This window comes from Chitinophaga niabensis, from assembly GCF_039545795.1.
GTDB classification, from domain to species: domain Bacteria; phylum Bacteroidota; class Bacteroidia; order Chitinophagales; family Chitinophagaceae; genus Chitinophaga; species Chitinophaga niabensis_B.
This window is the reverse complement of sequence record NZ_CP154260.1, coordinates 5,059,448-5,077,452: the sequence shown is the minus strand read 5'-3', so window position 1 is coordinate 5,077,452 and position 18,005 is coordinate 5,059,448. Positions and strand designations below refer to the sequence as shown.

The window sequence follows — 18,005 nt, the reverse complement described above, 5'->3', positions numbered from 1 at the left end:
CAATTTATTACAGACCGGTTGCCACAGTTTTGAGGCCTCTCTTCTTAATTAATTGCTCTCTCACTTTTGCTGCGCGGAAATAACCCAAAGGGTTCAGGGAGCCGCCTGCTCTTAAGCGGGCTTCTGCTACCAATGCGCGAACATCTGTGCGGAAAGCCTGTTGTAATATTTCCTGGGCGGTTACCACATCGTTATTCAATTGTGCTTCGGCGAGTTTCTTCCTGTCTACCAGCAAGGCCTGTGCATAGGTGAGCATGATCGCTTCCACGGATTGCAGCAGATCTTCCAAAGGATCTTTTACATTGTGAGAAGCATCTATCATCCAGCCCAGGTCTTTTGCATGGTTCATGCCACGTGCGTCCATCCCTTCTACCAGTTCATTGAAAATAAGGAATAACTGGTAGGGTTTGATGCTGCCTACGGTGAGGTCATCATCGCCATATTTGGAATCGTTGAAGTGGAAACCACCGAGTTTTCCTTCCATTAGCAGGAGGGCAACGATCTGTTCAATGTTCGCGTTGGGTAAATGGTGACCAAGGTCTACCAGTGTGTACGCTTTAGGGCCGAGTTTGCTGGCGTAGAGTAAAGACTGGCCCCAGTCGCCCACCGTAGTGGAATAGAAGTTAGGCTCAAATGCTTTGTATTCTACAAACACTTTCCAGTTATCCGGTAATGCTTTGTAGATCTCCTGTAAACCTTCCAGAGTGTTCTGGAATGCCTGGCGGAAATTCAGCTGGCCGGGGAAACAGGAACCATCAGATAACCATACGGTGAGTGAATCAGAACCCAGTTCAATACCGTGTTTGATCACTTCTATGTTATGGTCGATGGCTTGTTGGCGGATGGCTTTATTTACATGTTGCAGGGAACCGAACTTATAGCTCAATGCCTGGCCCGGCTGGTCCTGGAAGGTATTGGAGTTCATGGCATCGAAACGAATGCCATGTTCTGCTGCCAGTGCCCTGATGTGTGCAGGGTTCGAAGGAATATCCCAGGGGATGTGCAAAGAAATGGCGCCACTGGACTGGTTCAGTTTATGCAGCAGGCCAATGTCTTCAATTTTCTCTTCGAGGTTGCGGGGCTCGCCACCTGCAGGGAAACGGCCAAAACGTGTACCACCTGTTCCCAGCGCCCAGCTGGGGATAGCTACCTGGAAGGCCGCCAGTTTATTGAGTATGGCATCCGTTTGATCAGTTTCTGCGGCGATATAATTAAAGGCGCGTTGATGTGCAGCCAGTAACGATTCATTGTATTGTGCAATTTCCATAGCATGGATTTATTAAGCCATATAAAATACTTCTTTTAAAGGAAAAGTTACAGGGGAATTATCCGGATAGCTATCCATGATATCCTTCATGTAATTCCACCAGCGCTGCATCACTGCCTGTGATGGCAAACGGTCCAGCGCGGTGGCATCTTTCACTTTCAAACAAGCAAAGAGAATATTTGTTTCTTCATCCAGGTAAATGGCATAATCGCTGATGCCACTTTCCTTCAGTAATATTTCCAACTCCGGCCACAACGCACTATGCCGTCTTTTGTATTCTTCTGCATATCCTTCTTTAAGGATCATTTTAACGGCAATGCGTTGCATGGGGTTTGGGTTTTAGCTTTAGCGTACAAATGCCATGGCTACTCCTCCATCTATATTCAGCACATTTCCCGTAGCCTTGTTCAGTAATCCGCCAACAAACGCAAAGCAGGCATTGGCGATATCTTCCGGCAGAATGATCTCATTGAGTAAAGTGCGTTTGGCATAGAAGGCCGGTAATTCTGCAACGGTAACACCGTATGCTTTTGCTCTTCCTTCTGCCCATGCGCCTTCCCAGATCTTGCTGTCAGAGATAACGGCATCCGGGTTCACGGTGTTCACACGGATATGGTCTTTTCCTAACTCAGCTGCGTTCAACCTGCTCAGGTGTAATTGTGCTGCTTTGGCAGAGCCGTAACCTGCGTTATTAGGCCCGGATACAAGTGCGTTTTTGCTCACAATGTTCAATACATCACCACCCATATTTTGTTTACGCATGACTTCAATACCTGCCTGTGTAACCAGGAACTGGCCTTTTACCAGTACGTCATACAGGATGTCCCAGTCGGCTTCCGTATGTTCTTCTATGGGTTTGGAAATAGAAAGACCGGCGCAGTTCACTACAATGTCCACACCACCAAAGGCGAGGGCCGCTGTATTAAACGTTTTGCGGATAGTATCTATTTTGGTAACGTCCAGTACATCTGCTGCAAATCCATCTGCACCAAATTGCTGGCTGAAGGAAGCTTTAGCCGTTTCCAGACGTTGTGCATCGTTATCATTGATCACCACTACAGCGCCTTCCTGTGCAAACTTTTGTGCAATAGCTTTACCGATACCGCCGGCGCTGCCTGTTACCAGGGCTATTCTGCCGGTGAGGGGTTTCGGTTTGGGCATGCGTTGCAGTTTGGCTTCTTCCAGTAACCAATATTCAATGTTGAATGCTTCCTGCCTTGGCAGGGAGATGTAAGAAGAGATCGCTTCCGCGCCTTTCATTACATTGATGGCATTGATATAGAACTCTGCGGCTACGCGTGCAGTTTGTTTATCTTTTGCAAAAGTGAACATGCCGATGCCGGGATATAAGATCACTACAGGATTGGTATCCCGTATAGCCGGACTATTAGGATGTTTGCAGGCATTGTAATAATCCGTGTACATCTGGCGATAGGCATCGAACATTGGGCCGAGCTTTTCTTTGATCACACTGATCTCTTCTGTTACAGAAAAGTCCAGTACAAGCGGGCTGATCTTTGTGCGCAGGAAGTGATCAGGGCAACTTGTGCCCAACGGGGCCAGTCTGTCCAGATCATGGGAGTTGATGAATTCCAATACCCTGTCGTCATCTGTAAAATGACCGATCATTTTGGTTTTGGAAGAACAGTACCCGCGCAGCACAGGAGCCAGGGCAGCGGCTCTTGCCAACCTGTCTGCCTTGGGCAAAGATTCCATGCGCTGACCGCCAAACACCGGTCTTTTTTTACCGATGTTTTCCTGTAAGTATTCCGCACAGCGTTCAATCACTTCCAGCGTGTTCATATAACTTTCGTAAGCGGTATCACCCCAGGTGAATAAACCATGGGAACCTAACATGATACCCCTGATGCCGGGATTTTCATCGAGGCACTGGCGCAGTTTCAGGCCCAGGTCGAATCCTGGTTTCTGCCACTCTACCCAGCCGATGGTACCATTGAATAATTCCTGTGTGATCTTTTTACCGTCTTTGGAAGCGGCAATAGCGATCGCTGCATCAGGATGCAGATGGTCTATGTGCGCGAAGGGCAGAAAGCCGTGCAGTGTGGTATCAATAGATGGTGCTTTGGATTGCAGATCATAGATGCAATGGTTCAGCAGTTCCACCATTTCATCTTCCTGGTCTAATCCTTTGTAGATATTTTTCAGGCGATGCATCCTGTCCACATACAAAGCGGCGAGGCCACTTCGCTTCAGTGTGCCAAGGTCTCCACCGGAACCTTTTACCCACATCACTTCTGTGCTTTCTCCGGTGAGGGGGTCTGTGGCCATAGCCTTGCAGGAGGTATTTCCTCCGCCATAATTTGTTAAACGCAGATCGGCGCCCAGCAGGTTAGAGCGATAGATCAGCAGGGCTACTTCATCACCTGCCATGGATGCTGCTTTTGCTTCATCCCACAGATAGCTTACATGCTTGAATTTGGTGATGGTACTGTTATTTGTCGACATATTACTTAGTTTATCACGAGATCAATTTTCAAGAGAATTGCCATATCCTACCAGTACTACGGAAAGTATGATCGTAGTGATACCGATGAGGATAGTAGCGTATGTTTTTTTGCTGACGCCTTTCCATTCTTTCAATGCAAATCCCCACATGCTGGAGATAAGGATGATGAATGCCATGTGTAAGATCCAGGAGCTGGCGCCATTGCCCAGTTTGCTTTCTCCCATACCGTAAAAGAAAAATTGTAAGAACCAGGTGGTGCCTGCAATAGCAGAGAAAAAGTAATTGGCAGCCAGCGGGGTCTTTTTATTCGTATAATCACCGAATGATTTATTCCGTATGTTGAGGATAACACACCATATCAGATTAGTGGTGAGCCCTCCTAACATGATCACTACAAAGATCACATTATTCTTAAATAAAGGATTCGCATTATTTTCTACGGCTGCATGGCCCATAGGCTCTCCTGCTGAAATGGCAAAGCTCATACAGGCGCTGAGGATACCGGATACAATAGCCACGATCAAACCTTTTTTCAGGTCGAATTCTTTAATGCTTTCCTGTTGTTTTTCAGGAGAGAGGTCCTTTTCCTTATACATACCCGCTTTACCGCTGATGGCGATACCCACGAGGCAAACGATCACACCTAATAATACAAAGATGCCCCTGTTGTTCTGCAGCATGGATGTGAAGGTATCCGGACTGTCAGTAAAAAACTCCTTATACAAAGGTGGGATCAGAGCACCAAATGCAGAACAGAATCCTAATGCTACAGCCATGCCAAGAGACATGCCGAGGTAGCGCATGGAAAGTCCGAAAGTTAATCCGCCAATGCCCCAGAGTACACCCAGGATGTAAGTCCAGAACAAAGTAGAAAAGGGTGTGTTGGCGATGATGTCCATAAAGCCGGGAACAGTTAACCAGGCAGCAATAAAAGGAACGATCAGCCAGGAGAAAACGCCTCCGGTGATCCAGTAGCTTTCCCAGCTCCAACCTTTTACTTTTTTGTAAGGGATATAAAAACTACCACTGGCAAATCCGCCAATGAAATGAAAGATGATTCCTAAAAGTGCTTGCATGGTGGAATATTAAAGGCTTAATCGTTTAAAATTAAAGCATGAGTGAGCTATAACCGTCATGGACTGTCATGCTTTTAGTGTTTACCCTAAATTAAGATAGTATTGGGCGTTAGTGAAATCAGCAAGTGGTTTTTGATGTTTTTTGCGGGAATAGAGGGCTTTTGATGTTTTTTGCGGTGACATTTCTGCTGAAACGAGGCTGTTTTTTTGACAGGTACCCCACCTTAATACGGGATGGATACGGGAATGATACGGGATTGCTACGGGAATGTACGGGAATGGTACCTGATTGCCCTGTTTTTTTACTATCTTGTCTGCCGGATAAATTCCACTGTGCGTATGAAGCAACATCCGATCTTTAAGTATTTATTCATTGACGATTTCTCCGCTACACCTAAATACTATCAGCTGGCCAACTCTATTATCAAGGCCATTGCAGATGAAAAGGTGCAGATGGATGATGTGCTGCCTTCCATTAATGAAGTGAGTTATGTTTTTGAGATCTCCCGGGATACCGCGGAAAAAGCATACAAATACTTAAAAGGGCTGGGTGTACTGGGTTCTGTACCCGGCAAAGGATACTACGTGAAAAATGTTGACCTGGGCCGCCAGTTCAAGATATTACTCCTGTTCAATAAATTAAGCGAACACAAAAAGATCATCTACGATTCTTTTGCCAGCAAACTGGGAGAGCAGGCCAGCATCGACTTCTACATCTATAACAGCGATTTCGGGCTATTCAGGAAACTGCTCACGCAAAAACTGGAAGAATATACGCATGTGGTGATCCTCCCGCACTTCCGGGAAAGATGGGATAATGTGGATGAAGTGATCAATGCTATCCCAAAAGAAAAACTGATCCTGCTGGATAAGAAACTGAAAGGTGTAACAGGGGAATATGGCGCGGTATATGAGAACTTTCAGAAAGACATCTACGAAGCACTGGAGCAGGCGCGGGATAAGCTGCAAAAGTACCAGACCGTTAAGATCATTTTCCCTGAATATTCCTATTACCCGGAGGAGATCTTCCTGGGCTTCCAGCAGTTCTGCCAGAACTATGCATTCAGCGGCAAGGTGGTGAGGGATATTGCCACGGAAAACATCCAACCCGGCGATGTATATATCAACCTGCGGGAGAACGACCTGGTAGTATTGATAGAAAAGATCATTTCCCTGGGCCTGGTGATCGGTAAGGATGTAGGTATTATCTCCTATAATGAAACACCCCTCAAAAAACTGATCCTCAACGGGCTGACCACTATTTCCACAGATTTCAGGATCATGGGGGAAATGGCAGCAAAACTGATCCTGGAGAACTCCAAGGAACAAATAGAAGTTCCATTTTATATCACGATGAGAGAATCCTTATGATGTTATTGTACCCGCTGCTGGCTTTGCTCACTTTCGCACAGCCTCCTGCCAGCTATAAGTTCGACTTTGGTACCGGCCCTGCCGCCAAAGGTTATACCGCTGTATCCCCTTCCATGGTATACAATGCACAAACCGGTTTCGGCTGGGAACCCAATGCCGTTGTTACCGGCGTAAAGAGAGCCGGGAAGGATGAACTGAAGAACGATTTTGTGGAAGGCACTACCCCTTTCTCTTTTTCTGTAAACCTGCCGGAAGGTAATTATAATGTGAAAGTGATCCTTGGAGATGCGGAAGGTACTTCTTCCTCCGTGATCCGTGCAGAATGCAGAAGGTGGATGGTAGAAAAAGCGGAGACAAAAAAAGGGCGCTTTTTTGACGTGTATTTTACTATACATGTCAAAGATACACTTATTAGAAATGATAAAAATGAAGTAGTTGACAGGGTGCGGATCAAAGAAAGGGAACGCGGTTATTTACATTGGGATAACCGGTTAACGATAGAATTCAATGGAGCGCATCCCAAGGTCTGTGGCGTAGAGATCACCCCCAATACCAGTGCTACCAGTATTTTCCTGGCAGGCAATTCCACTGTGGTGGATCAGGACAGAGAGCCATGGGCCGCATGGGGCCAGATGATCCCCCGGTTTTTTGTGCCGGATAAAGTGGTGGTAGCCAACTACGCCGAGAGTGGAGAAGCGCTGTATTCCTTCATAGGTTCAAAGCGGCTGCAAAAGGTGCTGAGTATGATGAAACGGGGTGATTACCTGTTCATTGAGTTTGGCCATAATGATCAGAAACAGAAAGGTGGTGGGGCCTTTACTACTTATAAAAAGAACCTGGAATTCTTTATCAGTGAGGCGCGCAAGAAAGGCGGCATTCCTGTATTAGTTACTTCCATGCACCGCCGCAGCTTTGATTCCAGCGGCCATATCATCAATACTTTATTGGATTATCCTGCGGCAGTGCGTGCTACTGCAAAGGAACAGCAGGTTGCATTGATAGACCTGAACGAGATGAGTAAAACCCTCTATGAAGCCTGGGGTGTGGAAAACTCCCTGAAAGCATTTGTACACTATCCCGCCAATTCCTTTCCCAATCAGCCTGAAGCGCTGAAAGACAATACCCACTTCAGTACCTATGGTGCTTCACAGATCGCTAAATGTATATTGAAAGGTATACAGGATGCAAAACTGGATATCGCACAGTACATCACGAAAGATTTTCTCCACTTTGATCCTGCTCAGCCGGACCTTTTTGAGAAATGGTACTGGCCTTTGAGCACTGCCAACGCGTCAGGTAAACCGGATGGTAATTAGTCCGGGAACGATTGCATAATTTCCGGGAACGATTGCGTAAATGCTTTTAAATGTCAGCATGACATTTATGTTGACTGCAGGATAGATCAGGACAGTTATGCTGCTTATATTCAATAGTTTTAGTGAAGTTTGATGTAATTGTTTGAAGAACTGATTACGTAAAAAATAGCAATCGACTCACAAAGAAACAACCAAAATTCACCTCCTAATTGACCTATGTTAAGTTCATGGAAGGGGAGACGTTATGACAAAAATGCACGTTTCAGACGGCATCGCTAACTTTTTATTATCCTAAACATTTTTGATCCACGATGAAAATCTTGCTTTCACGATCCATAGTGCTTGCCTGTATCGTTTTGACCTTCAGCTGTAAGAAAAAAGCCTGGGATGAATATTATGGCCGTCCGGATAACCTGGAGCCACCTATTTACCAGGTGCTGGAAAGTAAAGGGAATTTTAAGACCCTGCTGGCCGCTATTGATAAAGCCGGGTATAAAAGATCTCTTGGCGCTGCGGGCTACTGGACGCTTTTTGCGCCGCACGATTCTGCTTTTTCCGTATACTTCAGGGATAAGGGCATCAGCGGGATAGAGCAGCTGGACAGCCTGGCCTGCCAGAAGATTATTACTTATTGCCTGGTGTATAATGCTTTCAAAAGAGAACGCATAGGAGATTACCAAAGCGCTGTGGGATGGGTACCTAATATTGCTTTCAAACGGCGTACCGCCAATTACACCGGGGTGTACGATGGGCAGGATGGAAATGGTAATCCTATCAAAGTGGTGGGCAGTAACCGCAACAGTGCCACTCTACCTTATGTGGACGGTGATAATAACAATAAGTACATCCCTTACTTCGTGAATAATTTTATGGCAGCCAAAAGTCTTTCTGCGGCCGATTATAATTACTTCTACCCCAATACGGTGTATACAGGTTTTAATGTGGTGGATGCTGTGGTTACACAGGCAGATATTCCTGCAGAGAACGGGGTGGTGCATGTGATCAATAAGGTGATCACTACTTTACCCGGGCTGGATGAATACATTTCTTCCAATCCCCAATACAGTGAATTCAAAAAACTGTTCGATAAGTTCCTGGTAGCCTATGTGGTGAACCAGGTGGTAACAAAGAAATACCAGACGGTTACAGGCAGGAATGAACAGGTGTATACCAAAGTATATCCTACGCTGATAGCCTTCTCCCCCAATAACGAAAATTACTTTAAGCAGCAGGATAATGATGCACAGGCAGATGGTTACAGCATGTTTGTTCCTACCAATACGGCATTGCTGGAATATGTGAACAGGGTATTGCTGGAACATTATACCAGTCTTGAACAGATGCCGGTGAACATCATTTATGACTTTATCAATGCACATCTCTGGAGTTCTACGGTATGGCCCAGCAAGTTTGCCAGTACTTTCAATGTGCTGGGAGAAGAAGCCCGTTTTGATCCGCAGGCAGATGTGGTAGACAGGAAGATCCTGAGCAATGGCATCTTTTATGGTACCAATAAAGTGCAGGAAGCAAATGTGTTCAGCAGTGTGTTCGGTAAAGCCTATTTAGATCCGAAGTTTTCGATGATGACGAGCCTGCTGAACCAGGAGTTAAAGTTCCAGGTATCCAATATCAAACAGAAGTATTCCATTTTCATGATCAGTAATGATGTGCTGAATGCGTCCGGTTATTTTGTGGACCCTACGGTAGACATCAATCCCAATAACCAATGGCGTTATACGCCACCCGGAGGAGGGACACAACTGGTTGGGCCTAATGCGGTGGGGCGTTTGATGCGGGTACTGCAATTACACATTATTCCGCAGGTGGATGTAAAAGATATTTCCGGTACCGGAGTAGTACTCAGCTATGGCGGAGAGTATGTAAGGTTTGAGAACAATACGGTGTTTGCTGCAGGTAACCTGGATGCTGGGAATGTGGGTGTAGGCACGGGTAGTAAAACAGCTAAGAATGGTACCGTGCAATATATAGACCGGGTGATGGAATTCAGCACGGCGATAGTTGGCAAACATGTGGAAAAGCTGGGCACGCCCACTACTTCAGACTTTAATTATTTCTGGCAATACCTTCGGAACTCCTCTATCTATACTATCAGCAGTGGTGAAATAGCCAATGTAGCCGGCGGTACTTTTTATACTTTCCTGATCCCTGATAAGAATGCGATCCTCGCAGCGGTGAATGCAGGTTTACTGCCTGGCACCGGTGTGGCTCCCAATAAATTACCGCTCTTCAATCCCACTCTGGCAACAGATAAAGAACTCGTGAACAAGTTCATTTATAGCCATATTCTGAATAAAAGATCAGTGGCAACGGATGGCTCAGACGGCGGAGCTGTGGAAACCCTTTACCGCGATAGCCAGGGTGACCCCGGATCTGTGTTCGTGGACAACAGTGTGATCAATGCCATGAAATTGAGGGATGTGGAAAACAGAACGGCAGATGTGATCTATGCCAAAAGCAACTTCCTGAGCAACCGCTGCGTGATCCATCTCATCAACAATTATTTGAAATACAAAGAATAATACTGGCCGGTATGATAAATTTTACGAAAACAGTTATTTGCCTTTTTACCTGTATAGGCATGTTTGTTTCCGGCGCAACTGCGCAGGGAGATGCTACTACGATCGTGAAGGGAAAGGTGACGGACAAGAAAACAAAAGAGATCCTGATCGGGGTATCGGTGATGGAGGTCGATGGAGAAGGCAGGATCATTAAAGGGACCACTTCAGACATTGAGGGGAATTACATCCTTAAGGTCACCAACCTGAAGAACAGGATCAGCGCTTCCTTCATCGGGTATAAAACAATTGTGGCCAATATCAGCGGAAAAACGCTGATCAATATTCCTTTGGAAAGCGGTTCTACGGACCTCAATGAATTTACCATAACAGCCAAGAGCACTGCCAGTAATGGTATGTCCCGCTTCGATGAAAGAAAGACCACTACGGCCATTGCACGTATCAATGCAGCGGAAATGGAGGAGATGTCGTCCACCAGTATCGATCAGGCTTTACAGGGCAGGCTGAGTGGCGTGGATATTACTGCTACCAGCGGAGATCCCGGCGCGGCCATGAATATCCGCATTCGCGGTATTTCTTCCATCAGCGGCAGTGGTAATCCTTTGATAGTGGTAGATGGTATGCCCATACAAACAGAGATCCCCAGTGATTTTAATTTTGGTTCTGCGGATGAACAGGGCTATGCGCAACTGCTGAATATCTCACCGGCAGATATCAAAGAGATCACGGCGTTGAAAGATGCCTCCGCTACTGCCATCTGGGGTTCCAGGGCTGCAAACGGGGTATTGGTGATCACCACCAAAAGAGGGGGTAAAGGTGCACCGGCTATTACTTACACGGCTAAAACCACAGCATCCATTATGCCTAAAGCCATTCCGCTGCTGAATGGTGATCAGTATTCCACGCTGATCCCGGAAGCTTTCATCAACCGAAATGGTTCTGCTTTGAATACCACCAACGTCAGGGAATTCAATTATGATCCCAATGATCCCTACTGGTACAATAACTATAGTAATAACACCAACTGGGTGGAAGAAGTGACACGGACGGGTATTATGCATGATCATAATTTAAGTATGACGGGTGGAGGTGATAAGGCGCGTTATTTTGCTTCCGTAGGATATAATAATCAAACCGGCACTTCCATCGGCACAGGACTGAAACGGATCAGCAGCCGCATCAACCTGGACTACTTCATTTCCAGCCGTATCAAGATCTTCACCAGTATTGCCTATACACACTCCGATCAGGACCGTAATTACATGAGTTCAAAAGAGGGGGCTATCCGTGCAGTGGCTTATACGAAGATGCCGAACATGAGTGTGTTTGAATATGATGAACAAGGCAATATTACCCCTACTTATTTTTCTCCTGCTTTCAATGTGCAGGGGCAATATTCCCGTATCTATAACCCGGTGGCGATGGCTAAGGAAGCAAAGTATTCCGTGCTGGGAGAAAGAGTGATCCCCCGTTTTCAGATAGATTACAGCATTGTGCCGGACGTATTGCGGGCCATGTTTGATGTACAGTTTGATATCAATAATACCAAAAACAAAAGTTTTCTGCCGCAGATCGCTACGGGGCGTCCGAATACAGAAACAGTAGTGAACAGGGCCTATGACGGGGACATTGATGTATTTGGTGTGAATACAAAACTTACACTGGAATATTTACCCCGCTTAAAGAACCAAAAGCATGTGGTGGGTGCTTTATTCATTGTGAATACGGAGGATGTGAAAGCGGTGAACCAGGAGATCATCACCTCCAATACAGCATCTTCTCTTTTACAGGACCCCTCTATTCCTTCCCGTACGCAGAACCAGGAACTGATGGTGTACTCCGGTATTTCACAAACACGGAATATTGGCGCCACCTTATCTGCGAAGTATGAATACAACGATAAATATTTTGTGGAGGCATTACTTCGCGGCGATGGCAGCTCACGTTTCGGGCCTAATTACCGTTATGGACTGTTCCCCTCTGTAGGGGTGAGATGGCGGGTGTCCGGTGAAAAATTCTTCAGCAGGTTCAAGAACATGGAGGACCTGAGTTTCCGTGCCAGTTATGGACAAAGCGGGGATGCTCCGGACAGGGACTATACTTTCTTCAACCGTTATAATACTTATAGCTGGAGTTACCAGGGGCAGAGTGGTGTATACCCTGCCACAATGGGCTTAAGCAATCTGCGCTGGCAAACCAACCATGGAACTAATATTGGTTTTAACGTATCCTTTTTTAGCGGCCGCCTTCGTGCAGATGGTAATATTTACAGGAACCGCACCAAGGATATGTTCCTGAAGGACCTGCGGTTAGGCACGCATACCGGTTATGGCAGTACTTCTATGAACATCGGCACATTGGATAACCAGGGCTGGGAGTTCGCGCTTTTTACCATGCCTTTGAAAAAGAAAGACTTTACTCTGCAGTTTGACCTGAACATTGCGGCGAATGAGAACATCATCCGCGAGATCTCTGAATTCTATCCCAGCTCAAAAGGAGATGTGACCATATTAGGGCAGTACATGGCTTTGCTACAGGTGAATAATCCTTTCGGTTCCTTCTATGGCTACAGGTATAAAGGGGTGTACAAAGATAAGGAAGCTACGATCGCAAAAGGAAGTAATGGCAAACCCATCACCAATCCTAACGGGCAGAACGTTTACATGCGCTTTAACTACCCTTCCATTGATTATACGTTCCAGCCGGGAGATGCTATTTATGAAGACATCAACAACGATGGGAATATCAACTACATGGACGTAGTATACCTGGGCAACAGCAACCCTAAGCTCATGGGCGGGTTCGGGCCTAAGTTCACCTGGAAGGGAAAAATACAGATCTCCGCTTATTTCAACTTCCGCCTGGGTTATGATATCGTGAACGGCGCCAAGATGAACACCAGCAATATGTACTACTTCGATAACCAAAGCACCGCAACACTCCGCCGCTGGCGTAAAGAAGGAGATGTAACAGATATACCGAGAGCAGTGATAGGAGGTGGTTACAACTGGCTGGGCAGCGACCGGTATGTGGAGGATGCTTCTTTCCTGCGCTTCCGTACTATTACGGCCCGTTACATCGTAGATCAGAAAACATTGAAAAAGCTGAAAATGAAAAAGCTGGATTTCTATGTTACTGCGGAAGGCCTGTACACTTTCACTAAATACACGGGGCAGGACCCGGAAGTAACCGCCATTGGTTCTGATCCATTCAGGGTTGCATTTGATTACAGCATGACACCTCCTTCCCGGGCTTTTACCTTAGGCATCGTAGCAGGATTCTAAATTCAAAACGTTTGTGAAAATGAAACACATTATTACATATACCTTATTGCTGGCATTGTGCCTTGGCCTGGCTTCCTGCAATAAGTGGCTGGACCTTAAACCGCAGGACGGCATTGTGCGGGAGAATTTCTGGAAAACCAAAGAACAGGTAGAAGCTGCCGTAGTAGGTATTTATGCTTCCATGCTGGGCAGCCACAGTAACACTAATGATCTGCCACTGACGGAATATTTCTTTATATGGGGAGAAGCCAGAACAGATATGGTGACGCCCAGCTTCAGAACTTTTGCAGATGAGTTCGATATCATTAACATCAATATTCAGCCCACTAACCGGTTTAGCAGCTGGCGCAGCGTTTACCAGACTATCAATTATTGCAATACCGTGCTGGAGCTGGCGCCGGATGTTTTGAACCAGGATAATACCTTTAAACAGGAACAGCTGGACAGGTCCATCGGAGAAGCACTGGTTATCCGTTCCCTGATGTATTTCTATCTCGTAAGGGTTTTCAGGGATGTGCCGCTGAAATTAAACGCTACCATCAGTGATGAAAATATTACCGCGCTGCCCAAAACCGGCGGGGATTCTATTCTGAATCAGCTGGTGGCAGATCTGAAAAAGGCAGCGCCCTTGCTGCCGCTTACTTACGGAAACATAGATAAGGATAAGGGACGGGCTACCCGCTATACTGTGAATGCTTTGCTGGCAGATGTGTATCTCTGGATGGAGAAATACACGGAATGCGCTGCGGAATGCGATAAAGTGATTAATTCCGGCAACTTTGGCCTGATAGGAGGCGATCTTTCTCTCTTCAATGAAGTATACTTCAAGGGCAATTCTGCTGAGAGCATTTTTGAATTACAGTTTGATGCACAGAAGATCAATTCCTTCCATAACCTGCATTTTCTCAATACCCGGCGTTGGAGTGCCGCACCGCAGATCATGGAAGAAGTGTTTGGTGTGGATGTGGTGAATGCTGTTCCCTTCAAAGATAAAAGGGGGGAATTCACTTCCCTTCGCCCTTCTGATCAAACCATCTGGAAATACATTGGTGCAAATGAAACCGGCACTTCGCTTCGCGCACCGGACCAATCTTATGCGCATTGGATCTTTTACCGGTATGCGGATATACTGCTCATGAAAGCAGAAGCCATCAATCAGCTGGACCAGCCACTGGAAGCTTCCCGTTTGGTGAAAACCATCCGCCAGCGTGCGGAAGCATTTGATTTTGGCGCGCCGATGGACTCCACCAGCAAAGAAAGCATGGAAGCATATATCATCGATGAGCGGCAGCGGGAATTTGCTTTTGAAGGAAAGCGCTGGTTTGATGTGTTACGCAATTCGAAAAGGAATAATTACAGAAACCTTAGTTATATGATCACGATGACGGCGGTGAGCATTCCGGCAGAGCGGCAACAGGCTGCTTTTACCAAACTCAGGGACCCTAACAGCCATTATATGCCTATTGCCTTGTATGAGCTGCAATCGAACAAGCTCCTGGTACAAAATCCATTTTATAAATAATTCAATCGCACGTTATGCACAGGAAAAATATATGCTTCCTTTTAGTGCTGGTTTTCATAACCACGGGTTTAACCTTGCCCGCCTGCAAGAAAACGGAGATAAAAATGTCCACTACGGACGATGTGAATATTGTAGGTTACCTGGATAATCATAAAGATTCATTTTCCCTCTTCCGGGAGATCCTGGAACGTACAGAAAATGCTGCATTCCTGAATGCGTATGGCGCCTATACCTGTTTTGCTCCTACCAATAGCGGGGTAAAAGCATGGCTGGCGGCCAATAATGCAGCCAATGTTGCCGCGGCAAATATTGATCTGCTCAAGGATATGGTGAAGTTCCACATCCTCACAGATACGATCACTACCAGTGCTTTTAAAGATGGTAAGTTACCTGTTCCCACTATGTATGGGCAATACCTGGTAACAGGTGTGCATTATGAAAATGGCAGCGCCGGTTATATTATTAACCGCCAGGCATTGGTGACCACTTCCAATATTAAAGTAGGGAATGGGAACCTGCATGTGATCAACAAGGTATTGGTACCGGCGAAATTATCACTGGTGGCGCAACTCGAAGCTAATCCCAACTATTCCATCTTTGTGCAGGCCATCAAAGAAACAGGGTTATATGATAAACTGAACACAGTAGACCCTGATACCAGTAAACGCTGGATGACCCTGATGGCAGAAAGTAATAAAGCACTGGCGGACAGCGGCATCACCAGTTATGCTGCATTGAAAGCAAAGTACTCTAAAACAGGCAATCCCGCCGATCCCAATGATAGCCTGCGGATGTATATAGCCTATCATATCCTGGATGGGGTGAAATTCCTTGGAGATATTATTTCTTCTCCTTCTCACCAAACCTTCCAGCCACAGGAGGTAATTAGTATACAACTGATCAACCAGCAGGTGGTGGTGAATGAAGATGAATTCAATGGCGTGATGGAAAAAGGCGTAACACTTACCCGTGCCAGCAGTGATAATGCCGCCACCAATGGCGTATGGCATGATGCGGGTGCACATTACAGTGTGAAGTACCGCAAACCAACTGCGATCTTTTGGGAACTCTCCGCTTTCCCTGAAATACTGAAGATGCCGGCGTATTATCAGAAACAAGGTTATACCTGGACGCGGCTCACGGAATCAGAAAACCTCTTCCGGGATTTTACCTGGGGATGGGGCAAACTGGCTTCCACCAATATCTTCACTTATAGCTATAGTAAAACCTCGAGTATTTCACGCTATGCGGTTAATAATGATATCAACCAACTGCCATTAGGTTTGCCGAACCGGCCTACCTGGTGGGAAATGAAAACACCGCCGGTGATCAAAGGGAAATACAAGATCTGGATCTGTTACTCCCGGCACGCGAATGCCAACCCCATGCTTTGCCAGATCACGGTGAACGGGGAAATGATGCCGAGAACATTAGACTTCAATGCTGTTCGTCCAAAGGGCACAGATGCGGAACTGGAAGCGATCGGCTGGAAGCAGTATACAGAACCAAGGGCTTACAATACAGACTCCAACTATGCCGCAAAACTGGCAGGGATCTTTGAATTCAAAACCACTGAAAGGCAAACGATCCGGCTCACAGCCATCGGTACACAAACCCAGAACACAAACTACCTGGATATGATCCACATTATTCCTGTGGATGAAAACCAGATATGGCCCAAGTTCAGGATGGACGGATCAAAAGTATATCAGTAAAAATTTTAACGATGCGTATGCAAAGATTGCTTGTAGTTATATTATGCGGCATAGTGCTCAGCGGCTGTAAGAAGTGGGAAGACCATAATGCCATCACAGATGATGCGCTGACCAAAAACCTCTTCCAGCAGATCAGTGCGGAAACAACACTCAGTAAGTTCACGGAGTTGCTGAAGAGATCCGGCTACGATACGGTGATCGCTTCTTCCCGGGTATTCACGGTTTTTGCACCTACCAACGATGCACTGGCCACACTGGATGCGAGCATTGTAAATGATGCGGCAAAGCTGAAAGCCTTTGTGGGGAGCCATATTGCCACACAGCATTATTTCACTACTTCCGCCACCGCTGTTACCAAAATACCCATGCTGAACGGTAAGCATCACAGCATGTTGAACAAAACAGTAGATGATGCCCAGATCAGTACGGCTGACAAATATGCAAAGAATGGCGTATTACAGGTGATCAACAAAATGCTCCCCGCCCTGAACAATTGCTGGGAAGCATTGGAGTATGATGTTACCCTGCCTGCCAAACAAAAGAACTATATGCTCTCCCTGTTCCGTAATGTGTTTGACCTCACGCATGCAGAACAGATAGGAGTGAACCCTGTTACCGGTGAGCCCATTTACAAACCCGGTACTGACTCCATCCGCACGAACCTCTTCTGGCGGAATGTGTACGACCTGCGGGACGAATCAAAAGAATTCACCCTCTTTCTGCTGGAAGATGCCGCATGGGAGGGAGAGGTGAATAAGTTCAAAGTACTGTGTGCGGCTAATACGGCAGATAGCACTACGGACTTTTCCAGCCTGGAAACCCTGAAAGACCTGGCTACAGACACGCTCTGGCAGCCTGCTGCTGTAAGGGATACTGTTTATTCCAAATTCGGGGTGAAGATACCGGTTACAAAAACGGAGATCGTACGGACGGTGAAAACCAGCAACGGTATCATTTACATCATGCGGAAAGTGGATATAACGTTTGCGAATAAATTGCAGGAGATCATCATACAGGGAGAGAATTACAGGACTACACTGGTAGACCGGAGAAGCAATACTTATTTCAGGGACCGTATAAACACACTCACTGGCAAGGACTATAAAGATGTGATGGTATTTAATCATGGAGTGGCTAATTTCTACCTGAACTACCGCCTGCGCAATATGTACAGCGTGAAATACAAAGCTTACTGGGTAGCAGTGAATGATTTCCAGGCGGCTGCATTTTCACAGAAACTGGCTATCAATGACCCTGCTACTTTATTGTTGCCATATACGGTGGTGAACGCAAATACTTTCAGTGAAGTGTACCTGGGTGAATTTCCACTGACCACCTACCAGACGGTACTGGACCTTTATTTAACAGCGGCCAATAGTACTACGGCGGCAGTGAATCCACTGGTTTGTGATTACATCAGGCTGGTACCTTCCTTATAACTAATAAATAT

At 46.2% G+C, this 18,005-nt stretch carries 11 protein-coding genes; 7 read left to right on the top strand and 4 right to left on the bottom strand.

What is annotated here, in order from left to right; translation table 11 throughout:
• Window positions 1-7 precede the first annotated feature (7 nt).
• The 4 genes from AAHN97_RS20100 to rhaT are packed head-to-tail and all read right to left on the bottom strand — an operon-like array spanning window position 8 to window position 4,810.
• Window positions 8-1,267, bottom strand: coding sequence for a TIM barrel protein (locus AAHN97_RS20100; RefSeq protein WP_343303871.1), 1,260 nt, complete (start codon window positions 1,265-1,267; stop codon window positions 8-10).
• A gap of 12 nt (window positions 1,268-1,279) precedes the next feature.
• A complete protein-coding gene (gene rhaM, locus AAHN97_RS20095) occupies window positions 1,280-1,594 on the bottom strand; it encodes an L-rhamnose mutarotase (protein ID WP_343303870.1) in 315 nt (104 codons plus the stop codon).
• 18 nt (window positions 1,595-1,612) lie between these two features.
• Window positions 1,613-3,733, bottom strand: a complete 2,121-nt coding sequence (locus AAHN97_RS20090) for a bifunctional aldolase/short-chain dehydrogenase (RefSeq protein ID WP_343303869.1) — start codon at window positions 3,731-3,733, stop codon at window positions 1,613-1,615.
• Between the two features lie 21 nt (window positions 3,734-3,754).
• Window positions 3,755-4,810 (bottom strand): L-rhamnose/proton symporter RhaT, encoded by a 1,056-nt coding sequence (gene rhaT, locus AAHN97_RS20085; RefSeq protein ID WP_343303868.1) that lies wholly within the window; start codon window positions 4,808-4,810, stop codon window positions 3,755-3,757.
• 339 nt (window positions 4,811-5,149) lie between these two features.
• On the opposite strand from rhaT, the gene AAHN97_RS20080 reads away from it, so the two are divergent.
• The 7 genes from AAHN97_RS20080 to AAHN97_RS20050 all read left to right on the top strand — a co-directional run bounded on the left by AAHN97_RS20080 (window position 5,150) and on the right by AAHN97_RS20050 (window position 17,994).
• On the top strand, window positions 5,150-6,181 hold the full coding sequence (locus tag AAHN97_RS20080) for a GntR family transcriptional regulator (protein WP_343303867.1): 1,032 nt from the start codon (window positions 5,150-5,152) through the stop codon (window positions 6,179-6,181).
• Window positions 6,178-7,497 carry a rhamnogalacturonan acetylesterase gene (locus AAHN97_RS20075; RefSeq protein ID WP_343303866.1) on the top strand — a complete coding sequence of 440 codons (1,320 nt, stop codon included), beginning with the start codon at window positions 6,178-6,180 and terminating at the stop codon, window positions 7,495-7,497. Before AAHN97_RS20080 ends, AAHN97_RS20075 begins: the two co-directional genes overlap by 4 nt.
• A 311-nt stretch (window positions 7,498-7,808) precedes the next feature.
• Window positions 7,809-10,037: a fasciclin domain-containing protein gene (locus tag AAHN97_RS20070; RefSeq protein ID WP_343303865.1), complete on the top strand. Its 2,229-nt coding sequence runs from the start codon at window positions 7,809-7,811 to the stop codon at window positions 10,035-10,037.
• Between the two features lie 11 nt (window positions 10,038-10,048).
• Window positions 10,049-13,318, top strand: a complete 3,270-nt coding sequence (locus AAHN97_RS20065) for a SusC/RagA family TonB-linked outer membrane protein (RefSeq protein WP_343303864.1) — start codon at window positions 10,049-10,051, stop codon at window positions 13,316-13,318.
• A gap of 19 nt (window positions 13,319-13,337) precedes the next feature.
• Entirely contained in the window at window positions 13,338-14,840 is a 1,503-nt protein-coding gene (locus AAHN97_RS20060; RefSeq protein WP_343303863.1) for a RagB/SusD family nutrient uptake outer membrane protein, read from the top strand.
• Between the two features lie 104 nt (window positions 14,841-14,944).
• Window positions 14,945-16,555, top strand: coding sequence for a fasciclin domain-containing protein (locus tag AAHN97_RS20055; protein WP_343303862.1), 1,611 nt, complete (start codon window positions 14,945-14,947; stop codon window positions 16,553-16,555).
• Between the two features lie 17 nt (window positions 16,556-16,572).
• Window positions 16,573-17,994, top strand: coding sequence for a fasciclin domain-containing protein (locus AAHN97_RS20050; protein ID WP_343303861.1), 1,422 nt, complete (start codon window positions 16,573-16,575; stop codon window positions 17,992-17,994).
• Window positions 17,995-18,005: the final 11 nt, after the last annotated feature.

Coding starts and splice junctions, on each gene's coding strand:
- AAHN97_RS20100 (WP_343303871.1), bottom strand. CDS start 1,267: ATGGAAATTGCACAATACAATGAATCGTTACTGGCTGCACATCAACGC.
- rhaM (WP_343303870.1), bottom strand. CDS start 1,594: ATGCAACGCATTGCCGTTAAAATGATCCTTAAAGAAGGATATGCAGAA.
- AAHN97_RS20090 (WP_343303869.1), bottom strand. CDS start 3,733: ATGTCGACAAATAACAGTACCATCACCAAATTCAAGCATGTAAGCTAT.
- rhaT (WP_343303868.1), bottom strand. CDS start 4,810: ATGCAAGCACTTTTAGGAATCATCTTTCATTTCATTGGCGGATTTGCC.
- AAHN97_RS20080 (WP_343303867.1), top strand. CDS start 5,150: ATGAAGCAACATCCGATCTTTAAGTATTTATTCATTGACGATTTCTCC.
- AAHN97_RS20075 (WP_343303866.1), top strand. CDS start 6,178: ATGATGTTATTGTACCCGCTGCTGGCTTTGCTCACTTTCGCACAGCCT.
- AAHN97_RS20070 (WP_343303865.1), top strand. CDS start 7,809: ATGAAAATCTTGCTTTCACGATCCATAGTGCTTGCCTGTATCGTTTTG.
- AAHN97_RS20065 (WP_343303864.1), top strand. CDS start 10,049: ATGATAAATTTTACGAAAACAGTTATTTGCCTTTTTACCTGTATAGGC.
- AAHN97_RS20060 (WP_343303863.1), top strand. CDS start 13,338: ATGAAACACATTATTACATATACCTTATTGCTGGCATTGTGCCTTGGC.
- AAHN97_RS20055 (WP_343303862.1), top strand. CDS start 14,945: ATGTCCACTACGGACGATGTGAATATTGTAGGTTACCTGGATAATCAT.
- AAHN97_RS20050 (WP_343303861.1), top strand. CDS start 16,573: ATGCAAAGATTGCTTGTAGTTATATTATGCGGCATAGTGCTCAGCGGC.